This window comes from Brevibacillus sp. HB1.4B (assembly GCF_013284285.1).
Classification (GTDB): Bacteria; Bacillota; Bacilli; order Brevibacillales; family Brevibacillaceae; genus Brevibacillus; species Brevibacillus porteri.
Genome location: NZ_JABSUT010000008.1, coordinates 246,610 through 267,998 on the forward strand (window position 1 = coordinate 246,610; position 21,389 = coordinate 267,998).

At 43.9% G+C, this 21,389-nt stretch carries 17 protein-coding genes; 10 read left to right on the forward strand and 7 right to left on the reverse strand.

The genetic code is table 11. The features are described 5' to 3' along the window. Window positions 1–40: 40 nt before the first annotated feature. On the reverse strand, window positions 41–637 hold the full coding sequence (locus HP398_RS20225) for a TetR/AcrR family transcriptional regulator (protein WP_017246767.1): 597 nt from the start codon (window positions 635–637) through the stop codon (window positions 41–43). Between the two features lie 160 nt (window positions 638–797). Here HP398_RS20225 and HP398_RS20230 point away from each other — a divergent pair, with 160 nt between their 5' ends. From HP398_RS20230 to HP398_RS20260, 7 genes are all read left to right on the forward strand, one after another. Continuing rightward, the gene (locus HP398_RS20230) at window positions 798–1,367 is read left to right on the forward strand and encodes a hypothetical protein (protein WP_173623488.1); all 570 of its coding nucleotides are present in this window, start codon (window positions 798–800) and stop codon (window positions 1,365–1,367) included. Further along, window positions 1,364–2,002 (forward strand): GNAT family N-acetyltransferase, encoded by a 639-nt coding sequence (locus HP398_RS20235; RefSeq protein WP_173623489.1) that lies wholly within the window; start codon window positions 1,364–1,366, stop codon window positions 2,000–2,002. The genes HP398_RS20230 and HP398_RS20235 overlap by 4 nt, the downstream gene beginning before the upstream one ends. Window positions 2,003–2,087: 85 nt before the next feature. Then, window positions 2,088–2,975 carry a TIGR01777 family oxidoreductase gene (locus HP398_RS20240; RefSeq protein WP_173623490.1) on the forward strand — a complete coding sequence of 296 codons (888 nt, stop codon included), beginning with the start codon at window positions 2,088–2,090 and terminating at the stop codon, window positions 2,973–2,975. Continuing rightward, window positions 2,972–3,832 carry a helix-turn-helix domain-containing protein gene (locus tag HP398_RS20245; RefSeq protein WP_017246771.1) on the forward strand — a complete coding sequence of 287 codons (861 nt, stop codon included), beginning with the start codon at window positions 2,972–2,974 and terminating at the stop codon, window positions 3,830–3,832. The genes HP398_RS20240 and HP398_RS20245 overlap by 4 nt, the downstream gene beginning before the upstream one ends. Before the next feature lie 54 nt (window positions 3,833–3,886). Then, a complete protein-coding gene (locus HP398_RS20250) occupies window positions 3,887–4,273 on the forward strand; it encodes a VOC family protein (RefSeq protein ID WP_173623491.1) in 387 nt (128 codons plus the stop codon). A 106-nt stretch (window positions 4,274–4,379) separates the two neighbouring features. Continuing rightward, the gene (locus HP398_RS20255) at window positions 4,380–4,919 is read left to right on the forward strand and encodes an RNA polymerase sigma factor (protein ID WP_017246773.1); all 540 of its coding nucleotides are present in this window, start codon (window positions 4,380–4,382) and stop codon (window positions 4,917–4,919) included. Continuing rightward, window positions 4,909–6,522 carry a YcdB/YcdC domain-containing protein gene (locus HP398_RS20260; protein ID WP_173623492.1) on the forward strand — a complete coding sequence of 538 codons (1,614 nt, stop codon included), beginning with the start codon at window positions 4,909–4,911 and terminating at the stop codon, window positions 6,520–6,522. The genes HP398_RS20255 and HP398_RS20260 overlap by 11 nt, the downstream gene beginning before the upstream one ends. Window positions 6,523–6,577: 55 nt before the next feature. On the opposite strand, the gene HP398_RS20265 is transcribed toward HP398_RS20260, so the two are convergent. The 3 genes from HP398_RS20265 to HP398_RS20275 all read right to left on the reverse strand — a co-directional run bounded on the left by HP398_RS20265 (window position 6,578) and on the right by HP398_RS20275 (window position 10,778). Then, complete coding sequence (locus HP398_RS20265; protein ID WP_173623493.1) at window positions 6,578–7,702, reverse strand: YcdB/YcdC domain-containing protein; 1,125 nt, start codon at window positions 7,700–7,702, stop codon at window positions 6,578–6,580. 126 nt (window positions 7,703–7,828) lie between these two features. Next, a complete protein-coding gene (locus tag HP398_RS20270) occupies window positions 7,829–9,304 on the reverse strand; it encodes an RtcB family protein (protein ID WP_173623494.1) in 1,476 nt (491 codons plus the stop codon). Window positions 9,305–9,689: 385 nt separating this feature from the next. Beyond that, window positions 9,690–10,778, reverse strand: a complete 1,089-nt coding sequence (locus tag HP398_RS20275) for an ankyrin repeat domain-containing protein (RefSeq protein ID WP_173623495.1) — start codon at window positions 10,776–10,778, stop codon at window positions 9,690–9,692. Between the two features lie 232 nt (window positions 10,779–11,010). Between HP398_RS20275 and HP398_RS20280 the strand changes: the two genes are divergently transcribed. Next, window positions 11,011–14,124 (forward strand): S8 family serine peptidase, encoded by a 3,114-nt coding sequence (locus tag HP398_RS20280; protein ID WP_173623496.1) that lies wholly within the window; start codon window positions 11,011–11,013, stop codon window positions 14,122–14,124. Window positions 14,125–14,278: 154 nt separating this feature from the next. On the opposite strand, the gene HP398_RS20285 is transcribed toward HP398_RS20280, so the two are convergent. Together HP398_RS20285 and HP398_RS20290 are read right to left on the reverse strand one after the other, a co-directional pair. After that, on the reverse strand, window positions 14,279–15,778 hold the full coding sequence (locus HP398_RS20285; protein ID WP_017246782.1) for a malate:quinone oxidoreductase: 1,500 nt from the start codon (window positions 15,776–15,778) through the stop codon (window positions 14,279–14,281). Between the two features lie 530 nt (window positions 15,779–16,308). Continuing rightward, on the reverse strand, window positions 16,309–18,246 hold the full coding sequence (locus HP398_RS20290; protein WP_173623497.1) for a hypothetical protein: 1,938 nt from the start codon (window positions 18,244–18,246) through the stop codon (window positions 16,309–16,311). A 494-nt stretch (window positions 18,247–18,740) separates the two neighbouring features. Here HP398_RS20290 and HP398_RS20295 point away from each other — a divergent pair, with 494 nt between their 5' ends. After that, a complete protein-coding gene (locus HP398_RS20295; protein ID WP_173623498.1) occupies window positions 18,741–19,289 on the forward strand; it encodes a hypothetical protein in 549 nt (182 codons plus the stop codon). A 38-nt stretch (window positions 19,290–19,327) separates the two neighbouring features. Here HP398_RS20295 and HP398_RS20300 read toward each other — a convergent pair whose 3' ends face one another. Beyond that, window positions 19,328–19,774 (reverse strand): DMP19 family protein, encoded by a 447-nt coding sequence (locus HP398_RS20300; protein WP_017246784.1) that lies wholly within the window; start codon window positions 19,772–19,774, stop codon window positions 19,328–19,330. 183 nt (window positions 19,775–19,957) lie between these two features. On the opposite strand from HP398_RS20300, the gene HP398_RS20305 reads away from it, so the two are divergent. After that, a complete protein-coding gene (locus HP398_RS20305) occupies window positions 19,958–21,337 on the forward strand; it encodes an SMI1/KNR4 family protein (protein ID WP_017246785.1) in 1,380 nt (459 codons plus the stop codon). The last annotated feature ends 52 nt before the right edge of the window (window positions 21,338–21,389 follow it).

Here is a 21,389-nt window from a genome sequence, read left to right on the forward strand (position 1 = left end):
GCTCTCCCCATTTTGGGTGAAGAGCTTTTTTACTTTCGTGCTACTTCTGCTTCTGTCCAACCAAACCAAAGAAAAACATATCCACCCATTGCTCCATACTCAACGTTACTCGCTCACGATTCGATGCTTCCCAATGCCGTCCCAGCTCATTTTTGTACATCGTGAAGTACATCATCATCATTTCTTCTGTCAGATCACGCTGAATATAACCTTCCTGCTTCCCAAGCGCGACGAACTTCGTAAAAAAGCGCCTGATTTTTTGTTCGTATTCGCTTTCGATTCGTTGCAGTAAACGACTTAGTTCAGAAAAGGGGGCGTTCTGAAACTCGTCCGTGAGGGTATGCAAATTCTTGGCTTCCAACAGCATGATGTCCTTTGTCTTTTCAGAAAAAGAACTCCCCGAATCGAGAATCCTCTCATACTGCTCCAACTGCTTGTCCATCCAGTTCATTAGCATGTCCGCATAGAGCTGTTCTTTTGTCCCAAAGTAGTTATAAATGGTCGCCGGAGAAACCTTCGCGTTCTGCGCAATTTCATTTACGCTGACTTTTTGAAAGCCATGCTTGGAGAACAATGGAAAGGCGGCGCTGTATATCTGATCGATTTTGTTCTGTTTTCGTCGTTCGAATCCGTTCATCTTCTCCACCTCTTTCTGTAGTGTAGCTCAGGTTTTAGAGTAATTCAACGAATACACTACAAAATTATTGAAATGGACGGACCTCGATAGTTATAATTGTTTTGTAGTAAATGAGTATATTTACTACATATTTTTTTCAAGAGACGGGAGTGTATTTATCATGAAACAATTACGGATTCCTGCTTTTTTGCATGACGTCTTCGGTGAAAAGCAGAGCATTGGTTCGTTCGCAGTTATCTTGCTGTTCGGTGGAGTGCTCACAACTGCTCTCTATTTGCGATTTCCTGAACTCACGGAGAGCTTGCCCATTTGGCGCAGTACATTGGCATTGTTGCTTGTATTCGATATATTTTCTGGCTGCCTAGCGAATTTTACGATCTCAACCAGCAATTTTTATGCCGCACGTAAAAAAAATCGCATCGTCTTTATCGCCATTCACGTCCATATCATCCTGGTTGCATTTCTCTTACAGCAAAACCTCGCTTATTCCATAGGGGTATGGGCTTATACGATTGTAGGAGCTTTTGTTGTGAATGCTCTTTTTGGGCATCGTTCTCAGCTGTTTGTCGCAGGCATTCTCCTGTCTGTTGGCCTTGGCTGGATACCTTTGCTTCCAAGCATGCATCCGTTTCTGTTGATCACCTGCTTATTCTTTATGGTAAAAGTGTTGTTTAGCTTTGCTGTCAATCATTATGGGAAAGTAATCAACGACACAGGTACAGAAAAATGAAGACTTCCTACCGCATATCCAAACTCACAAAGTCGGATAAATCCGCATTCGTCTCACTCATGAGCAGGGCATTTTCGCGTGATCCACTCTTTCTGCACGTATTTGGGGATTCAGAGCTCGACCATGCAGCAAGAAAAAGCGTGACAGCTTTTCTGTCTTTTCTGTTTGATAAGAGCTTTCTATTTCATGAGGAAGTATGGGGTATTTTTGACGAAGACAGCTTACTCGGCACATACGTCGTCGAGAAGCCACAAACCAGCAAGCTTCCGCATATAAAAGGGGGCTTGCTGTTAATCGGTATGCTAATTCCTTTAGTATTTCAACTGTCTGGAAAAACGCTGATACTCCTTAATTCTTATATGCGCATCACACGTTCTGCCGCTCCTCCATGGAAGCATCACTACCTCATTATGATTGGCGTAAAACCGGAGGCTCAAGGCAAGGGAGTCGGCAAAACCCTGATGCAACACCTGTTTCAAACCATAGAGGATGACCACGAATCGCAGGGAATCGCGCTGGATACGGAAAAGGAAGAGAATGTCAGTTTGTATCGCAAACTAGGATTTACGTTACGAGAACAAACCAAAATCGATGATGTACCTGTATTTTGTATGGTCTATCAAAAAAATCGCTAGAATGACGGATGCATGCTGCCGCCACTTCGCATTATGTTACAATTATTGTAAGAAATACGCATACAGAAGGAAGCGAGTTGATCTTATGAAAAAGAAAGTCATCCTGGCCGGCGGCACTGGCTTTATCGGCAAGTATCTGGCAGACAAATTCAATCAACTTGGCTACGAAGTCATGATCATCGCAAGAACTTTCCCTCATATAATGTGGGATAATCATGCAAAGATCGTGGAAGCTTTGGAAGATTCCGAGCTGCTCATCAATCTGGCGGGCAAATCCGTCAATTGCCGTTACCATGACAAGAACAAGGAAGAAATCCTGAAATCTCGAACAGAGACCACTCACATACTCGGCAATGCTGTTTTGGCTTGCAAAAACCCGCCACCGCTTTGGATCAACTCGAGCACAGCCACCATCTATAGGCATGCGGAGGATCGCCCCATGACAGAAGCGAGCGGGGAGATTGGAACAGGCTTTTCCGTTGATGTCGCCAAGGAGTGGGAGTCTGCCTTCTTTTCCTTTGATTTGCCGCATACGAGACAAGTTGCCTTACGTATGGCGATCGTGCTGGGGGAAAACGGCGGTGTGATCGAGCCTTACAAGAATCTGGTTCGCTTTGGTCTTGGCGGTGTCCAAGGATCGGGCAATCAGCGTTTTAGCTGGATACATGTTGAAGATGTGTATCAAATTATTCTCTTTTTGAAAAAACGGGGAGATTTAAGCGGCGTATTTAATTGCTCTTCTCCACATCCCGTCACAAACCGTGAGTTCATGCAGCATTTTCGAAACGTCATGAATCGAAGCTTCGGACTACCTTCTCCCAAATGGATGCTGGAAATGGGAGCGGTCATGATCGGAACAGAAACAGAGCTGGTCTTGAAAAGTCGCTGGGTCATTCCAGAAAGGCTTGAGCGTGAAGGGTACCCGTTTCGCTTCGCCCATATCGATAAGACGTTGCAGGATATCTTGAAATGACCGGCAAAGCCTCAACCAACTATGTGCTGCATGCAAAAAGCAAGCAATTTTACTGGGAAGGGGAGGGGCAACTCTCTATCAAGACATTCCGGAAAGGAAGGGCACATTACAAGACGAGCAAAGGCTTTTTTGCTGTGGAAGAAAATCGGTATCTGTTGCTGAACGAAGGGAATTACACCATTTCGATTGATGATTCCGAGGAAGTTGAATCGTTTTGTATTTTCTTCAAGCATGGTTTTGCAGAGGAGATTTTCCAATCGCTCAAGGAATCGACGGATAGACTACTTAGCGATCCTTATAAAGACACAGCTTCTATTGGTTTCTTTGAAAAAACCTATGCTACGAGCCATACACTCGCTTCCCAGTTAACGACTCTGAAAGATGGTCTCACCTTCCTTGATCGGGAATCCATCGGTTATGAAGAACAATTTCACCAAATTATGCGGACCATATTGCTCGGACACCTCGATGTAAGAAAAGAAATAGACGCGTTGCACGCGCTTCGACAATCGACGCGCGAAGAACTCTATCGAAGAGTCAGTACCGCCCACGATTATATACGAGCTTTTTATGATCAACCAATTAGGCTCGATGAGATCGCAAAGATTGCTTGTCTGTCCCCCAACCATTTATTGCGAGCGTACGCCCAAGTGTATGGCAAAACGCCCCACCAGCATATTTCGGAATACCGGATACAACGAGCCAAGCTACTGTTAGCTAAACTGGACTTCAGTATGACAGACATCGCCTTTGCCCTTGGATTCCATAACCCCGTTTCCTTTAGCAAAATGTTTAAGCAGCATATCGGCATTTCTCCTCTGTCATTCAGAAAAAAAGTGATTTTGGATAAGAATTAATCAATGAATTCGTTTATGCTGATGAGGAGACGCGAACAAAAGGGGGATTTTATCATGAAAACGAACCTGATTCAAAAAGTAGGGCAAATCGGCATCCCTGTCAAAAACATGGAAAAAGCCATCCATTTTTACAAAGAGCAGCTCGGGCTCCCTCTTTTGTTTCAGACAGACAATATGGCGTTCTTTGAATGTAACGGACTTCGTCTCATGCTGAGCTTACCGGAAAAAGAGCAATTTGCACATGCCAGCTCCGTCCTTTACTTTCAAGTGGATGACATTCAAACTGCTTTTGAAGATTTGAAAAAAAGAGACGTTACGTTTATCGACGAGCCACATCTCGTAGCCAAAATGGGGCAAACGGAAACATGGATGACCTTTTTTAAAGACACAGAAGAAAATACACATGCCTTCGTGAGTGAAGTACAAGGGGAGACCGTTTAAGTTTGAACGGTCTCTTTTTTTATTTTCCCAAAAATCCCGCGACCTTTTTCCAGTTTCTTACGACTAATAGGTGAGCAATATATTTCGGGGTTTAGGGGGAGCCTTTTTGCATGATATAGAGCAACAGATATTGTCCATCCATAAGCAGTACCATTTGGATATTTATCAGTTCCTTCTCTACTTTACTGGAAATCACACCGAAGCCGAGGACCTGACTCAGGAAGTTTTTATTCGTCTGTTAAAGGCTCTTCCCACCTATGACGGACGCTCTGAAATGAAGACGTGGCTCTTTTCCATTGCCAAATATACAGCGATTGATGCGTACCGCCGAAGAAAAATGTACGAGCTGTTACCGAGCGAGTGGCTGAAAAGACTTCATTCCAAAGAGGGCATTCCAGAGAGCTCTTGGGAGAGCAAAGAAACGCAGCATGAATTGATGAATGCGATTCGAACGTTAAAACCCGCGTACCGTATGGCTGTTTATTTACGTGGAATCAAGGAATTCAGCATCAAAGAAACAGCAGAAATCCTCGGATGTACAGAATCCAAGGTGAAAACTGATTTTAGCCGCGGATTACAGATCTTGCAGCAAAAGCTTAAGCCTCATTACTATCCGGGAGGGTTGCAAACTGAAAATGTTAAATGATAGCGACAAAGAGCTTCTCGACCAACTAAAAGAGATGTCCCTTTCTGAACAGCCCCGGGAAGATTTCGTGACGTATCTGCAAAACGATTTGCAAAAGAGGGCACGAAAATTAAAGCAACAGCAAAAGTTGCTGGTGCTTTCGAAAGCAGGCGGAGTCGCAGCGGCCGCTTTTTTGGTCTTTGGTCTTGCGAATATGCATGACATGGGAGTGGAAAAGCCGCAAACCGTTTCTCTCCCACCAGCTGAAGTCGTGGAGCTGCCTAAAACCGAGCAGCCGATATTGCCCAAGCATCCAGAAAGTAAGGAACCGACCGTACAAAAGACGAATCCCCCTGCAAAGACTACTCCAAAGGAAACAAGAAAAGCTCGGACTGAGCAAGCCGACAAAAACAAAATCAATACGAAACAGTTCAGCCAAACTCCGATTGGAGAAAGCCAAATGAGACAACCAGTAAGTCCGCCAATAAGTCCACCAGTCAGCCCACCTGATATTCCCGCTCCTGTTTGGACTCACTTTCAAAAAATTGCGGTCGGAAATGTCAACCAATACCAGGTTCACTCCTCTCTCTCCAATGAGAAAACAGGGCAGTATTATTTCACGAGGATGGTAAATGGTATTCCTTACTTGGATAGCGGCTATCTCGTGCAGGTTCAAGGAGAGAAAACGCAATCGTTGACACTCAGCGGAAATAAACAATGGAATACACAGCTGTTTCCTGACCCAGCTAAAGCCATTCCTATGGAACAGGCTCAACAAGCTTTTGCGGATTCAGTGGAGCTCGCTTATGTAAAAAATCAATCAAAGCTCGTCTATTTTCCCGGTTTATTCGGAAACATCAATGCCCTAGACGGAACGGTTAGAAAAGAAGAGCAAAAGCAACCCATTCCGATTACACCACATGGGAAGCAATATGTACGTGATCAAAAAGAGGCTGCTACATTCCTCTCCAAGGAGCTCCAACTCCCCGTGAATGAAGTGACCTTTAGGTATGATTCATCCAATACTAACGGCATGCGACCGCAGAAGATTACTGTTTATCAATGGTATTCTGCCAATCAGCAGAAAAGTGTTTCAATGGATGTGATCACCGATACAGGCCAGGTCGTCAGCTATTATTTTCATGAAGCAGAAGAGAGCAGTAAAAAGACACCCGATCCGAAGCCGACAGAGGCTTATATTGAATCAGCTTCTCTCTTTTTACAGAAGTTTCTCGATAAAAGCATTCAGCAATTACGTGTCAAAGACATCATCCGTAATTCATCTAGGTCTGAGATAACCATCCAATTCCAAGCTATGCACCATAACATCGCCATTATTGATCGTATCTTCGAGATTTCGATAGACCTTGAAACGGAGCAAGTGGTTCGCATGGTTGGAGATTTGACTACAAGCACGGATACCTTACCAGAACCTGTTAACGTCATTCTGCAAGAAACAGCAATCGAGCGTCTTTTGGAAGATAGTCCGCTGGAATTGGTGTATGCGAACAATCCCGGGCTATCAGGTGCAAATCAACCTCCACAATTGATTTATACGATCATAAAAAAAGAGACAACACGAACCGGGATTGATGCGAGATCAGGTAAAAAGGTGATATGGTGAATCTACCTGACAAGAAGAAAGCCTCCGAATCATGATCGGAGGCTTTCAGCTATGATTACTTCTTTTCTCTAGCCAAAGGTTGTTCTAGATCTTTATAGTGTTGTTCAAAATCAAAAGATTCTTCTTCTACATTAGCTTTTACCGATAGGATTTTTCCATTTTGAGCTACATACACTTTCAAATGTTTTACATACCGTTCATCCTCTGGCAAAGGTGTCGTAAATCCAACGGCCGTCCCCGAATCATTTGCTTCCGAATACGGCGTTCCAAGCGCCACAAATTTGTACTTCTCACTGTCCTCGATAACCTGCTGTATAAATTGCGCCGCTTTTACCTTCGCTACCTCTTTACCAATGGGATTATTGGATTTTTCATCCATTCCATGAATGGTTAAATGGTTCAATTCCCCGGTGATGTTGTCAATAACAATGTCCGCATTATCGCTACTATAGAAGATCTGGTCTCGCATTATGCTAAGCTCTGGTATTTTAAACTTCTCGTCAATTCGATCCCTTCTCATCATTTTATATGGCCCATCTTTCACCTCAGGAATTGCCTCAAATACCCGCTCGACACTTTTTCGTATTTTTTGATCCAACTTCTCTTCAGTTAAAAAGGGTAATACGCTATGAATGGTACCTTCCGTGTCCACCACCACTTCAAGATTCAACACGTTGTTATTCTCTGTAGTGAACAATACCCGTTTGACATCACGCTCAACATCGCTTTGGCTTCCATCTTCATTATCATTTCTAATGTGAATGGCATGTTCTTTGATACTATCAAATTTGTATTGCTCAAACTTATCATCGAGCAATTCTTTCAAGAACTCCGTTGCTTTTTCTTTTGCTAATTCATCAGAAGGAGGATTCGATGATTGCTCGAGAGTGGAAATGTGCTCGAAATAAACGATATCGCCTGTTTTCTTATCAATTTCAATCGTTGCTGATGGATATTCCTGCTTCTTTTTTTCCAGGGTAATGCTATAAATTCCGTTATAGAATTCTACCTCCCTATTTTCGTATTTCTGTATTTCTGGCACCAGCTCGAGCACTTCCTCATACGTTTCTTTCACACGATTCGGCAGTTCGACGCTATCCTTGTCTTTAGCCCAAATTGGTGTGCTTGACATCAATGTGGCTGCGATCAGCACAGCCAAAGTAGAACTCATTTTTTTCATGTTGTTCCCTCCATTTTTTTAAAGGAATTTTTTTCCTATAAATAAGTCGTAATCACGAGTCTAAAGGTCGCAAATTTTATAAAGAAACCTCCAAATCACTGTACTAGTGAATGTGGAGGTTCCTATCTAGCCTTTCACCGTAGCAATCGGTGCCACCTCAGCCACAATCTCAGCCATACCATGATCGACATGCGACTGAATCACGGGTGTAATATCTTTATAGGCATACGGCGCCTCTTTTTTCAGCTCTTCTTCCCATTTCTTCAAAATATCGCTCCGTCCACGCAAGTCCGCCCGTTTCGGGTCAATCGGATTGATCACACGGAAGTTGGCAAGAAACTCGCGAAATCGGTCGTCGTCTACTTTCACAGCATCCCCGCGAGAGAGTGCACGACCGGCGCCATGACTTGCGCTATACAAGCTATCCCGATTGCCGAGCCCCGCCAAAATAAAGCTGTGCGAGCCCATGGAACCGGGGATAAACACAGGTTCGCCCGTATACTGAAACGGCGTGCCCATCATTTGCTCGGCCGACTTCGCCGTACACGACCCTTTCCGATGCAAAAATCCACCCACCTGCTCCAGCTGCTCTTCCCACAAATAATTATGAGGCGCATCGTACAACAGCCTATGTTCAAAATCGCCCAACACATCGGAAATCGATTTGTACATCATCAGGCCCAGCATCAATCGATTGGCAAACGCAAAGTTCGCCGCATTGTGCAGGAGACTCCAAAACATTTTCCACTGCGGCAGGGAACGCTCCGAAAGAGGCAGTGGATACATCCCATTATCCGGATGCTTCAAGGAAGTCGGGTACATCTTTTTCAGCATCTCTTTGATCCATGCCCCACTGTTATACCCAATAGAAACGGAGCCCGTATGAATCATGAGGACGACTTGCCCTTCCTTCAGCCCCCACTGGCTGGCGATAGCACCCTGATGCACTTTTTTGACCACCTGAATCTCAAAAAAATGATTCCCTCCGCCAAGCGAGCCGATTTGTGCATCCCGAGAAAGCTCGGCAGGACCGAGAAAGTCATCGAGACCAATCGTCGATTCTGCGATAAAAGAACCCATTTTATTAACATGGCTCAAATCGAGCTCCTGCTGCTTCTCGTTGTAATAACGCCAAATTCCCTCGCCATTCGCTTCCTTGTGGCTGTCCAGTATGCCGATCAAGCCTTCCTTGAACATTTTTTCCCGCATATGCCGCGTCATGGGAATATTGCGGCCCCCTTCGAAAAAAACATGGCGCACATTCCGTTCAATGGCATCCAGATTTGTACGAATCTGTTCCTCGCACAAGTCCGTGACATACAGACGCATCCCGCAGTTAATGTCGTTGCCAATCGCTTGCGGCAGTACAAACCCACGTGTAAACAGCGTCGTGCCTACAGGGATGCCGCTACCTTTGTGAAAATCGGGCGTAATGGCTACTTCCAAAACCCCTGTATTGGGATCGTCAAAATAATCGGGTGAATGCTTTTGCAGCGTTTCAATTGTTTCATTCACCTCTAAAAGTCGATGAAGCTCCTCTACCGCATTGTTTTCCACTTTTACTTCCGGATTGATGAAATATTTAATCGGCGTGTTGCTCAATGTAAAACCACCTTTATTCGCTTTTTAAGAACATACGTTCTTTATTTGTCAATAGAAAAAGCCGCTTCCAAGCACATCTTTTCATTCTGGGATGAAAAAATGCAGCCTTGAATCGCAGCCTTTACGCTTAGAGCTATTGTGTTATCACAAGGGCGTTATCCGCAATCTATGGGAAACGGAATTGGCTCACCCTTAAACAACACGATTGCGTAAAAGGCATACCTATGGAGTTGGATTTTATCGCTGCATTGTTTTGTTTCATGCTTAGTTACGTATGCGAACATGTTTCAATCCTCCTCCTTTCGTTTCTTGCTCACGATCTTACCATTGGATATTTTTTACTGTCAAGCCCCCGAATTATCGAGGGCCCGTGTGATATTTCCCTTTACATCGAGTCTAATTCGCCTTCCATAAACTTGATCAGATACACTTCCGGCTGCGCGTGGAACTCCGCAAAACTGCACAAGTCCGCATACTCCTTATGCTCCTCATCATAGCAGCCTATGAGACCTTTTTTCTTCGGATTCCACACAAGATGCAGATGGGAGTAGTTGTCGATTTCGGCAGACAAACGCAGCAGCTTTTGCCGCCCGACCTTCATCTCAATCGTATCGGTCAATGTGAAAAAATCGATGTATCCGATAGCATACTCATTTTCCGCCAGCTCAAGACGCAGCTCTTCTCCGGTAAGGAAGCCAATCAGTTCTTCGGTCAGTTTATATTTTTGCAGCTCGTACTTTCTGTTCTCCACATCATGTAGCTCGGCAGGCTCCAGCGATTTCAAATACGCAGCCAACACCGTATCTTTATTGCTGACCGCGATGGTATAAGGCCGCTCGCCACCCTTTTCCGCTATCATAACGTCCGCACCGCGTTCAACCAAATACTTGACCATGGCGACATTCCCCATGCGCGTGGCTACTGTTAATGGGGTCGCTTGATACGGATACACCATATTCGGTTTGTTGTAATTGATGTCCACCCCATGATCGAGCAAGTAGGCCGTGGTCGTAAGGTCATGATCCGACACGGCTTCACGCAATACATCGCCGCCATGCAGTCTTATATCCAGTCCCAGCTCTTGAATGAGCGGGATGTTCTTTTTGTTGCCGTAGTAAGCCTCCGAATAAGCGCCTGAGCGCACCTGATTGAGCATGTCCAGCTTGGCGCCTTGCGCTACAACATAGCGAACGATCTCTTCCTTGCCATAACGTACGGCCTTCAAAAAAGCCGGTTTATTTTTGACATTCAGATTAACGCCATGCTCTACCAGCAGCTTAACAACTTCTAGTTTCTCCGATACAAGTGCCAGATCCAACGGACTTATCGTCGTATATTCGCTAAGCACGATGCCCTTTTCTATATCCCAGCCTGCCGCAATCGCATCTTGCAAAGCCGTGACATTTCCTTGATAAATATGCATCGCGATTTCCGGCAGCTCTTCGAACCTCCCGATATCTTTCAACTTGATCATCGATTACCCTCTCCTAGCCTATGTCTTATGAAAAATATAGAAAATAAATTGGCAAAAAACAACAAATTATTACCTTATTCTCCTTTATTCGATTGAAAATACAGTCAATTTTGTCTATTTTTGACGAATTTGCTCGATAAAAAGTTTTTTCCCAATAAAAGGAGTAGTCTTACGGGAAGAGAAATACTTATGCAAATCGTCTTATACATAATTTTTTAAGGAGAGTGGACCGATGAAGAAGATGCGTACTCTCGCTTCTCTTACGCTTGCAGCATCACTCATGCTGAGTGGCCTTCCTTACAATGCACTGGCAGCGGCGGAGTTTAGCGAACAGGATTGGGAGAAAGTAAACGAATATACCAATGCGGAAGTAGAGCTTGGCTCCGAAATCTCGAAAATCTCCCCTCTGCTGAACACCAGTTCCAGCAAAAACGTCAGTGTCATTATTGAGCTGAACAGCGAGCCTTCGATCACAGCTAAACACGAAGAAGGTTCAGAATCTTCCGTTAGATCGTTGCGAGCAAAAGTAGAGGAGGAGCAAGAATCTTTCCTCGATGAGGCAAAAGACAACAAGGTCAAACTGAAGGTAAAGCGCAAGTTTGAGCATGTATTCAACGGTATGGAAGTAACAGTGTCAGCCGACGAATTAGAAGAGCTGGCTGGATTGCCACAGGTGAAACGCATTTATCAGAATACGTATTATGAGCTTCCTGAGATTGATGCCGTCAGCGAGAAAGCATCGTCTACCAAATGGGATCAGGCCCCGCTCCAACAAATCGGCGTTCTCGATATGTGGAAAGATGGTTTGACAGGGAAAGGATTGAAGGTCGGCGTCATCGATACGGGGGTCGATTACAAGCACCCTGATCTCAAGGATGCTTATAAAGGCGGATATGACTCCTTCGACAATGACAAAGACCCTTATGAACAAGCACCAATCCCTGTGGAAGAGGATCGCGATGGAAAAGGATATGAAGGCTCCAGCCATGGAACTCACGTCTCCGGCACCATTGTAGGACGCGCCAAAAACAAGACCTCAGATGTACAGGTAAAAGGGGTTGCCTACGGTGCAGACCTCTACGTCTACCGCGTATTGGGCCGAGGCGGCGGTAGCTCCGCTCAGGTCATCGACGGTATCGAAAAAGCGGTGAAAGACGGCATGGATGTCATTAACCTGTCGCTTGGCTCCGCTATGGAGAAGGACTCTGACTCCCCAGATGCCATTGCTGTGAATAACGCGGTGCTGTCTGGTGTGATCACGGTTGTATCGGGTGGGAATTCAGCCGACGATGAACGCGGCAGACATTACTACACGGCAGGATCACCTTCTGGAGCGAGGCTGCCGATCACGGTTGCAGCGGTAGACTCCCCTACCATGCAATATGACGGCTCAGCAACCTCATCCTTTGGAGCCAATTACGAATTCCCTGTGATGGCATGGCAGGTCAGAAAAGATAACTTCTCCTCCATTATCGGAACCAAAGCGCTCCCAGTCGTCTATGCCAACCTTGGCTCTCGCAGCGATTTTGAAAAGGCAAATGTAAAAGGGAAAGTCGCTCTCGTTTCCCGTGGTTCTCTCGGCTTCACGGAAAAAATCGAAAACGCCCGAAAAGCTGGTGCTGTCGCTATCGTGGTCTTTAACGGTAACGACGTCGACGGGGATGGCCAAGCCGACCTAGATATCCGTGATCGCGAAGGCTATGTTAACACGATCCTGGGTGACCAGATCGAAGCGATCCCTACCTTTGACATGAAGGGTCTGGAAGGCCGAACACTGGCAAAAGAGCTGCTGGCTGATCCTGAAAAAGCAAAAACACTGACGTTTACGTTCTCAGGAAACTACCCTAGCACAAATGATCCGGGCGACCGCATCGCTGGATTTAGCTCTCGTGGTCCAATCATGGGCGACGATTACAGCATCAAGCCGAATCTAGCTGCGCCAGGTGTAGCCGTTCTGTCCAGCTATCCATCTTGGAGCAAGCTTATCCCTGACGCCAAGTACGACAAGGCATACGCCCGTCTAAACGGTACAAGCATGGCAGCTCCGCACGTTTCCGGTCTTGCCCTGCTGTTGAAACAGGCACATCCGGACTGGACACCTGCCGATATCAAGGCAGCACTCGCGAACACTTCAAAACCGCTGTATAGCCCAGACGGCTTACTGTACGATGTGTACTCCCAAGGTGCTGGCCGTGTGAACGGCTACGCCGCAGCGAAAACACCTGCTGTTCTGACAACGGTCGAGCAGCTCACCATTTTGGGCGAAGATTTTGAGCCGAAGACCATTCCGTACTATGCGGATAACGTTTCCTTTGGCTTGCTGAAGGCTGGCAGCAATACCGTCACGAAAACGCTCCAGCTGAAAAACCTGTCCAAGAAAGAAGTTTCTTACGAAGCAGAAGTAATCATGCATCCATCCGTCACGACAGATCCGTACAAGCCTGGCTCCAAATCGCCAGATGTCGATGACATCGATGTGGAAATCTCCGATGATTCCATCTCCGCTAAAAAAGGCGATGCGACCACATTTGAGCTCAACCTGTCCGTTGACTCCGATGCAAAAGACGGCGTGTATGAAGGGGAAGTCCTGCTGAAAGCGAAAGGCAACCCTGACCTGCGCCTGCCGTTTGCTGTACACGTGGGAGACAAGCGTGAGGATACCAACTTCGGTTTCGACAACCTGAAGCTGTCCGATACGACGATCACACCTGATGGCGATGGCAATGAGGATTCGTTCACACTCGAAGCTGAGCTGCAAGCAAAAGACGTGAACCAGATCTCTGTTGAAGCATGGAACATGGACGATAAATACATCGGTACCCTCGCATCCGTGTTCAACAATTACGCACTGATTGCACCAGGCCCTATCACCTTCTCTAATCTCGATGGTACCTACTACGATGGTGGCCAAGTAGCGAAGAAGCTCGATCCAGGAAAATACAAGCTGAAGCTCGTCGGTCGAAGCGTTGACCAAAACAAGCCGAAGGGTGAGCAGATTGTAAAAGAATACGAGGCTTGGAAATCCTTCATGATTAAGGCATCGAATAAAAACGCGGTCTTGTCTAAGGTGGTTGAAGAAGCCGTAGATCAATTCGAGATTGAGATTGCGAACACCACAGAGCTGGATCAGCCAGTGCTTGCCCTGCCGGAAGAAAGCGATGATGTAACTTATCAGGTGACAAAGAGCTCTGATGAGGCGTTTATCGATGGCGAGGGGATTTTGAAGGAGCTTCCTGCCGAAGGGGAAGAGACCGTTACGCTGTACGTGACGATTACTTCTAAGGAAGATGAGTCTGTTACGCAGACTGTGAAGGTGAAAGTGACGTTGGAAGCGGTAGTAGAGTAGTCTGCTATGACGCTTCATAGAAAGGAAGGCTCCGCCATGGTGTATGGCGGGGCCTTCTTCCTTCATCTCCCCCACTCCTACTCTGCGAAATCAAAAAAAGAACCTCCGATCCAAAAACGGATCGAAGGTTCACTGTAAGATTGCCATTAACTAATTAACTATAAGCCAGTTCCTTTTGGACAAGACCAAGCGCCTCGTCTGTCGAACGTTGAATCTCTTGGAGAAGCTCTTCGTTTTGCAAGAGTGACACGCCATAAGAAGGAATCATTTCTTTGATTTTCGGTTCCCACTCAGCCATACGTTGTGGGAAGCATTTTTCTAATACCTCTAGCATAACCTGAACAGCTGTAGAAGCACCCGGAGATGCGCCGAGCAATGCAGCTACGGAGCCATCAGCGGCACTAACCACTTCTGTACCAAATTGAAGGGTACCTTTTCCAGCTGGTGTATCCTTGATAACTTGCACGCGTTGGCCCGCTACCACGATACCCCAATCCTCGCTTTTCGCGTTCGGAATGAACTCCCGTAGTTCTTCCATCCGCTTTTCATGCGATAACATAACTTGCTCGATCAGGTATTTGGTCAATGCCATTTCTTTTACGCCTGCCGCCAACATCGTGATGACGTTGTTCGGTTTTACAGAAGTGATCAAATCCATATTGGAACCTGTTTTTAAGAACTTTGGCGAGAATCCCGCAAAAGGTCCAAACAGCAAGGATTTTTTGTTGTCGATGTATCTGGTATCCAGATGCGGTACCGACATTGGAGGAGCTCCGACCTTTGCTTTACCGTACACTTTTGCATGGTGCTGCTCTACCACTTCTTGATTTTTACAAACCATGAACAATCCGCTTACCGGGAAACCACCGATATGCTTGGACTCTGGAATACCGGTTTTTTGGAGCAGATGCAAGCTTCCGCCGCCACCGCCGATAAAGACGAATTTGGCAATATGGTCTTCGATGTTACCGGTAGCCATATTGTACACTTTCAATTTCCACATGCCGTCGCTCGTACGTTTGATATCCTCAACAGCATGGTTGTAGTTAATCGCGACGTCTTTCGTCTTCAGGTAATCGAACAACATACGTGTCAAAGCACCAAAATTGACATCGGTACCAGAGTCGATTTTGGTTGCAGCTATTGGTTCATTCGATGCGCGGCCTTCCATGATGAGTGGAATCCATTCCTTCAGTTTTTCAGGGTCATCGGAGTATTCCATCCCTTGAAATAGAGGATTGTTTGCCAGCGCTTCAAAACGTTTTTTCAAAAAGCTTACATTCTTTTCGCCTTGTACCATACTCATATGAGGTATTGGCATGATAAAGTCTTGCGGATTTTGGATGAGATTGTTTTTTACAAGGTAAGCCCAGAATTGTCTGGACAGCTGAAAATGTTCATTGATTTTAATTGCTTTGCCAATATCTATAGACCCGTCAGCTTTCTCGGATGTATAGTTCAGCTCACAGAGTGCCGCGTGGCCAGTACCCGCATTATTCCATTCGTTAGAGCTTTCTTCGCCTGCTTTTGCGAGTTTCTCAAAAACTTTGATTTCCAACTCCGGTGCCAATTCTTTCAGTAATGCTCCTAGAGTTGCGCTCATGACCCCTGCACCAATCAAAATAACGTCTGTTTTTTGCTGTATGGAGCTCATATTACCCTTCCTTATCTACTGTTTTTGTAAAAAAGAAGTAGTAGCTCCTTGCCCCGTTGCAAGACGCTACGAAAACATCTTACCTTTCACAACTATAACTATATCATAGAAATTATTTATTGATTCAATTATCTATTATAATTAGAGGATTAATAACTATTTAATGTTGGTAAAACAGGGAGGATTCCGTAAACAGTGCCTGAAGAACACGTAAAAACCATGGCCTTAAGCAAATAGAAAACGATATTGATTCAGGCAGTGATGTTAAAGAGATATAGTGTCTAAATACAGAAAGAATCGAACAAGTATTACTTTGAATCGATGAAGAATTTATATTATATATTACTAGTAAATATCGAGGAAGTAACCATACTATAAGCAACAAAAAGCCAAAGCTTTGACCCATTGCTTTTGAAGCTTAAAACCTTATTCATATAACTAAATGTAGACAAGACTTGCGTCTTTTCTACATTTAGTCTCATTTATGTTTCATTTTCCCGTATGATAAATAGTGCAAAACTTGATTTTTATTACGATAAAACTCCTGATATCTCAATTGGTTTTACTATTTGGAAAGCTATCAAATCATCTGTCAGTTGATAGAAGGGAGCATCTGTAACCATTAATCCATCTATTTGATTACACAAATAATTATACAACTCTTCAGCAGAATTATAACTTTGCTCTACATTCCGGTATTTATTAATTTTTTCATCATATATCCATATTGGTACTTTTTTTGTTAACATTATCTTTTTAAAAGTACTAAAATCAATTATTGGAATATGTTTCTCTTTATCCCCATATGTGAATTTTAAGTCTCGATAACCATTAAAATAAAAATGATTGCTCAATAAAAACGGAGCTAATTTTTTGTTTTCTATATCAAGTTTTGTTTTTGCTTTAATAAGTCCTCTTTTTTTCTCGTCTAGAAGAACATTAGTACGCTTGATCAGTTGATAATATCCTTTATAAAAAACTGATTGGAGATTATTGTAAGCCTCCTGTAAATTTTCCGGTTTAATCGACGCCTTCGCATCATAAAAAAAGATATAGTCATCTAGTAAAAAAATCCCATCAAATTCTGGTATACCTTTATGTTCATCAGGAGCAACTCTTGCAAATTCAATATTTAATTCTTTAAAAAAAGCCTCGATATTCTCCTCAAATACATATCCCTTTTGACCATCACTACTATTTAATATTTTTACTTCAGTAGATATAATTTTATCAATACACTTCTCAATAGAAACTTGATCAAAGTGAGAGGGAACTAAATAGTAAAGTTTTCCAAAACGAATAAGCGGCTTAAAGCTTATAAGATGTTCTTTTTGTTCAAGGTTGCTAATATCAAATGCAAGCAACCTTAAGAGGCTAACATTTTTGCTTGAAATGCCTAGCGCTCTCATTAAAGCTTTTTCTCCATATCTAGTTATTTGGCTAATTTCTAATTTTTCACCAAGACAATCATCCTTTTTAAACTGCAATTCATATAATTTTTTTAACACTAATATCAATGAATTAATACTGAAAACTTCATCCCCAAATGTAAAATTTTGTTCCATATCTCCATACATTGGCTGCAATAACTTCACAGCATTATGTATTACTCGACTTGAATAATATTCTGTATTTTTAGCCCAATCTATATGAAGAAGTTCAGTTGAAAAGGCCTTGATAAGACCACTACTTTTCATTAACTCTAATTCGTCGGCATTTTCTATAAAATTCTTATATAACATAAAATTCAGATCCCGATACACTTCAAATTGTTTCCAATACGATAAATTATGGGATTTAAAATAAATGAAGTCGAAATTTTTATCCTGATACTTAAAGTTTTTGCATTTCTTTACACTTGTTAATTCCATCATAGTAGAAAGTAAACTCGTTCGAATACTAGATTTATGACCTACAAGTTTTATAATCTCATGGCTTACCTCTAGCTGTTTTGCCGTTATTTTCGTACCGTCAATATTAACTTTATATTTTCTTATGAATTCTATAATTTCAGGAAACGATTCTAGGATATGCTCAAATTGCGATTCAATGACAAACTCAGGAAGTATTTCATCATTCATTGATAATCCCTGCTTCATCTTCTCTTGTATTTTTTCAATATATGTAAAGATTGATTCGACATTAATATATTTACTATTACTTACAAATAGCTCTTGTAATTTATCATCATAATATTGTTTTCTTCTCAATAAGTAACTGATAAACTCTAGTGTTTCACTATAATATTGATAGTTTACTTCATCGCTACTTAATCTTTCCAAAAGTACCTCAATACAATCTGGCTTCATTACAATTAAGTATCCTGAGTGCAGCAATAACCTGTGAAAAACGATACCATCAGATCGATACATTTCTGCAATGTAATTAATTAGTTCCTCATTATTTTTAGCTAATCTTTTTAGCTTCTGTTCTAACTTTCGAGTTTCAGATTTATCTATTATCTTCACGTATTTGCACCCCAAATTATAAAATATTGATTCATTTATAAGATAATCCATTGCTTAGAAGTAATATTACAAAAGTCTATTAAACCAATTCAGGAACAAAATTCGTTTTTAGTGCGAACTTGATGATTAACACTTTTCAACTCATTATCCTGCCTTTATTATACATTATTAGCTTAGATTTACAGCTTACATTACAATTACCCCCGGTGTACTAAGTACCAACAAAAATCTATTTGTAGAACGTCCAAGCAAATTTCTCTTCGCTTAAGAAGTAAGAATGACCAGTAACTATCAGAATTAATAAGTGGGAAATCCCATGGGACAGAATATAGGTGCCTAGTCTACGAACTTGTTGAGTGAGACCTTCACCTTCTATCAAAATCAAACTATTATTCATATAGGCATCCCGTGATACGAGTTTTTCCCGGAGCATGAGGACCTTATAAGTAGCCAGAATAAAAAGATTATGGAGATACGTCTAAGGAGAGATGGAGATGAACTCTTTGACCCACCTGACAAACAACATTCCGTGGCAGCGTTTGACGACAGCCTATGGAAGAGGAACGGACATTCCTCGCCTTATTGAGACCCGGCAATATGAGGAATTGGCCAGTCTAATCGAGCACCAAAGCACCTTGTGGCAGACGACGCCGTGGGTGTTGCTGATTCTCCTGCAGGAGCTTGCCAAACAAAAACCAGAGCAGGTCTCTTCGCAGGAAATTCAGTTATACTTGGCTGTAGCTTCGGCTATAAACGTGGACGAAATGGATTCACAAAATGCGATTGAGTCCATGAACGAGCTCTTGGACGAAAAGTACTTATGGCCAGAGGACGAGGAAGACGATGAATTATGGTGGGAAGAAGAGGAGCCACGGGGTTATGAGCAGGAAGCATTTTTCAGCTATTTTTCTTTCAGTTATTCGCTGCTAAAGGATGCCATTCCCGTTTTCACCGCAATTATGGAAGGGAATGATAAGCTCGCTCCCGATATTCAAGAGCTGCTGCTTATGCTTCAGTCAGAAGAGGCCAGTGCTGACGAATAGGTGTCGGAGTCTCCTTGATAGTCCCCACCCCCGTCTCCTTATGATGGGGTGGGTATTCCCAACTGCTGTACGTAATAGTGATGTGCAACTTCTGCAATGCGATCTTGGTCTTCCCAGAAGCTCTGATCAAGCTTATCCAGCCGCTCTGCCTCTTCCTCAGTAAGGAACTGTGGAATATCCCAGAGTTGGGTGAGGCGGTTGTCTTCCGATAAATGCTCGATGCAGGCATATCCCGACTGGACGATTTCGAGTGCATGGACTGCCCCGATGGCTTGTAAGGCCCGTACCGCGTAGATATATGCCTCTTCTCCCCAGTTGCAAAAAAACTGCAAAAACCCGCCGTTATATACATCAGCTTCCAACAACCATAAGGCGGCAATCTCTTGTTCCTGTGAGGTCAGTGTGTTCCAGCCCGAAGCATTCTTTTTCTGCACAAAGGCTGCGGCATAATCGAACCATACGTCATGGATATCCATCTTACTCAACTTGTACGCCCCCTTAATGTTTAACCCCTTCTAGATTAGCAGTGCACAAACGACACGAAATAAATTAATCTTATATGAATACATAATTGTTTGGTAGATGGGAGTAGCTTCGCGTGGCTGGCGTCGAAATAACCCTTAAACACCGAAAATTTTCTAAGAAAAAGAATCGTTTAGGAGGCTACCATGGATCAGGCACTTATCGAACAGTTGGATCGCTGGCATGAAGAAGACGAACACCAGCAAATTGTGGACTCGCTGTTAAGCCTCCCCGAGGAGGAACGAGACTATGAGGCAATCAGCCGACTGGGCAGAGCTTATAACAACTTGGGGCATTATGAAGAAGCACTCAACCAATTGGAGAATATTGCTGAAGCAGGTCAGCAAGACCCAGTCTGGCACTTTCGGGTAGGTTTTGCCCTCTATCATTTGAAACGATATGAAGAGGCCGCACAATCATTCCGTACCTCAGACAAGTTAGAACCGGGCAATCAGAATACCGAATCATGGTTAAGGTGGAGCCTGCAAAAAGCGGAAAAGCAGCAAAGACAAGAGCTTCGGATGGCTGCCAAAAGAGCTGCTGCTGTTGAGGGTTCTGGATCGGAGGAAGTTCCTTTTTCGAACATGTCGCTTGAAGACTTTTGGGACGACAGCGAGTACGCGAAAAAGTCCTATCTATCCGAGCCACCCACGGATGAACTGATCGCATCGATCGAGGAAGAGCTGGGATACAAGCTCCCTGCCTCCTATCTTGCACTAATGAAGCAGCAGAATGGCGGAATTCCAAAGAACACCTGCTTTCCAACAGAGGACCCTACCTCCTGGGCTGAGGATCACATTGCCATTAGTGGTATTCTCGGCATTGGCCGTGAGAAAAGTTATTCGCTTTGCGGGGATCTTGGCAGTCCATTTATGATTGAGGATTGGGGATATCCCGACATTGGAGTCGTCATCTGCGATTGTCCTTCAGCAGGTCACGACGTAGTCATGCTGGATTACCGGGCATGCGGGAGAGATGGTGAACCCGAAGTCATTCACGTCGATCAGGAAAGCGATTATGAGATTACGTTCCTGGCTGAAAATTTCGAGGCGTTTATCAAGGGCTTGGTGAGCGAAGAAGAATACGATACCTCCGAGGAGGATAAGGAAGCGGCTCTCTATAAAGTGGCCCACGGGAAGTTTTCTTCCTTGCTAGAGGAGCTGTGCACGCCAGTATCGGAAGTGGAACAAATCGATCAAAAAATACGCAGCATTTGTACACGGATTGTAGAGGAAAAAGGCTATTTTTCTTTTCATGCGGATGAACTCTCGTATCTGATGTACGATGTGCAATTTTGGCTATACATAAAGTCATATCCCGATACCACTCGCGAACAGTACCTGGCTGTCTATGAGAAAATGATCGCCTTTGGTGGAGAATTCGGTCAAGGCGGCTATGCCCCGGGATGGATTAGCGAATGGCTGGACCGTCGCAAGAAGGAAGGGCAGATTGTACAGGAAAATGGGCATATCCGGTTTACAGATCAGTTCGCAGCGGAAGTAATTCAGCAGCTACGAGATGCCTAAAAGACAAAGGTAAAGACCATCCTTAACGGGATGGTCTTCTCTTCGCAGCCAC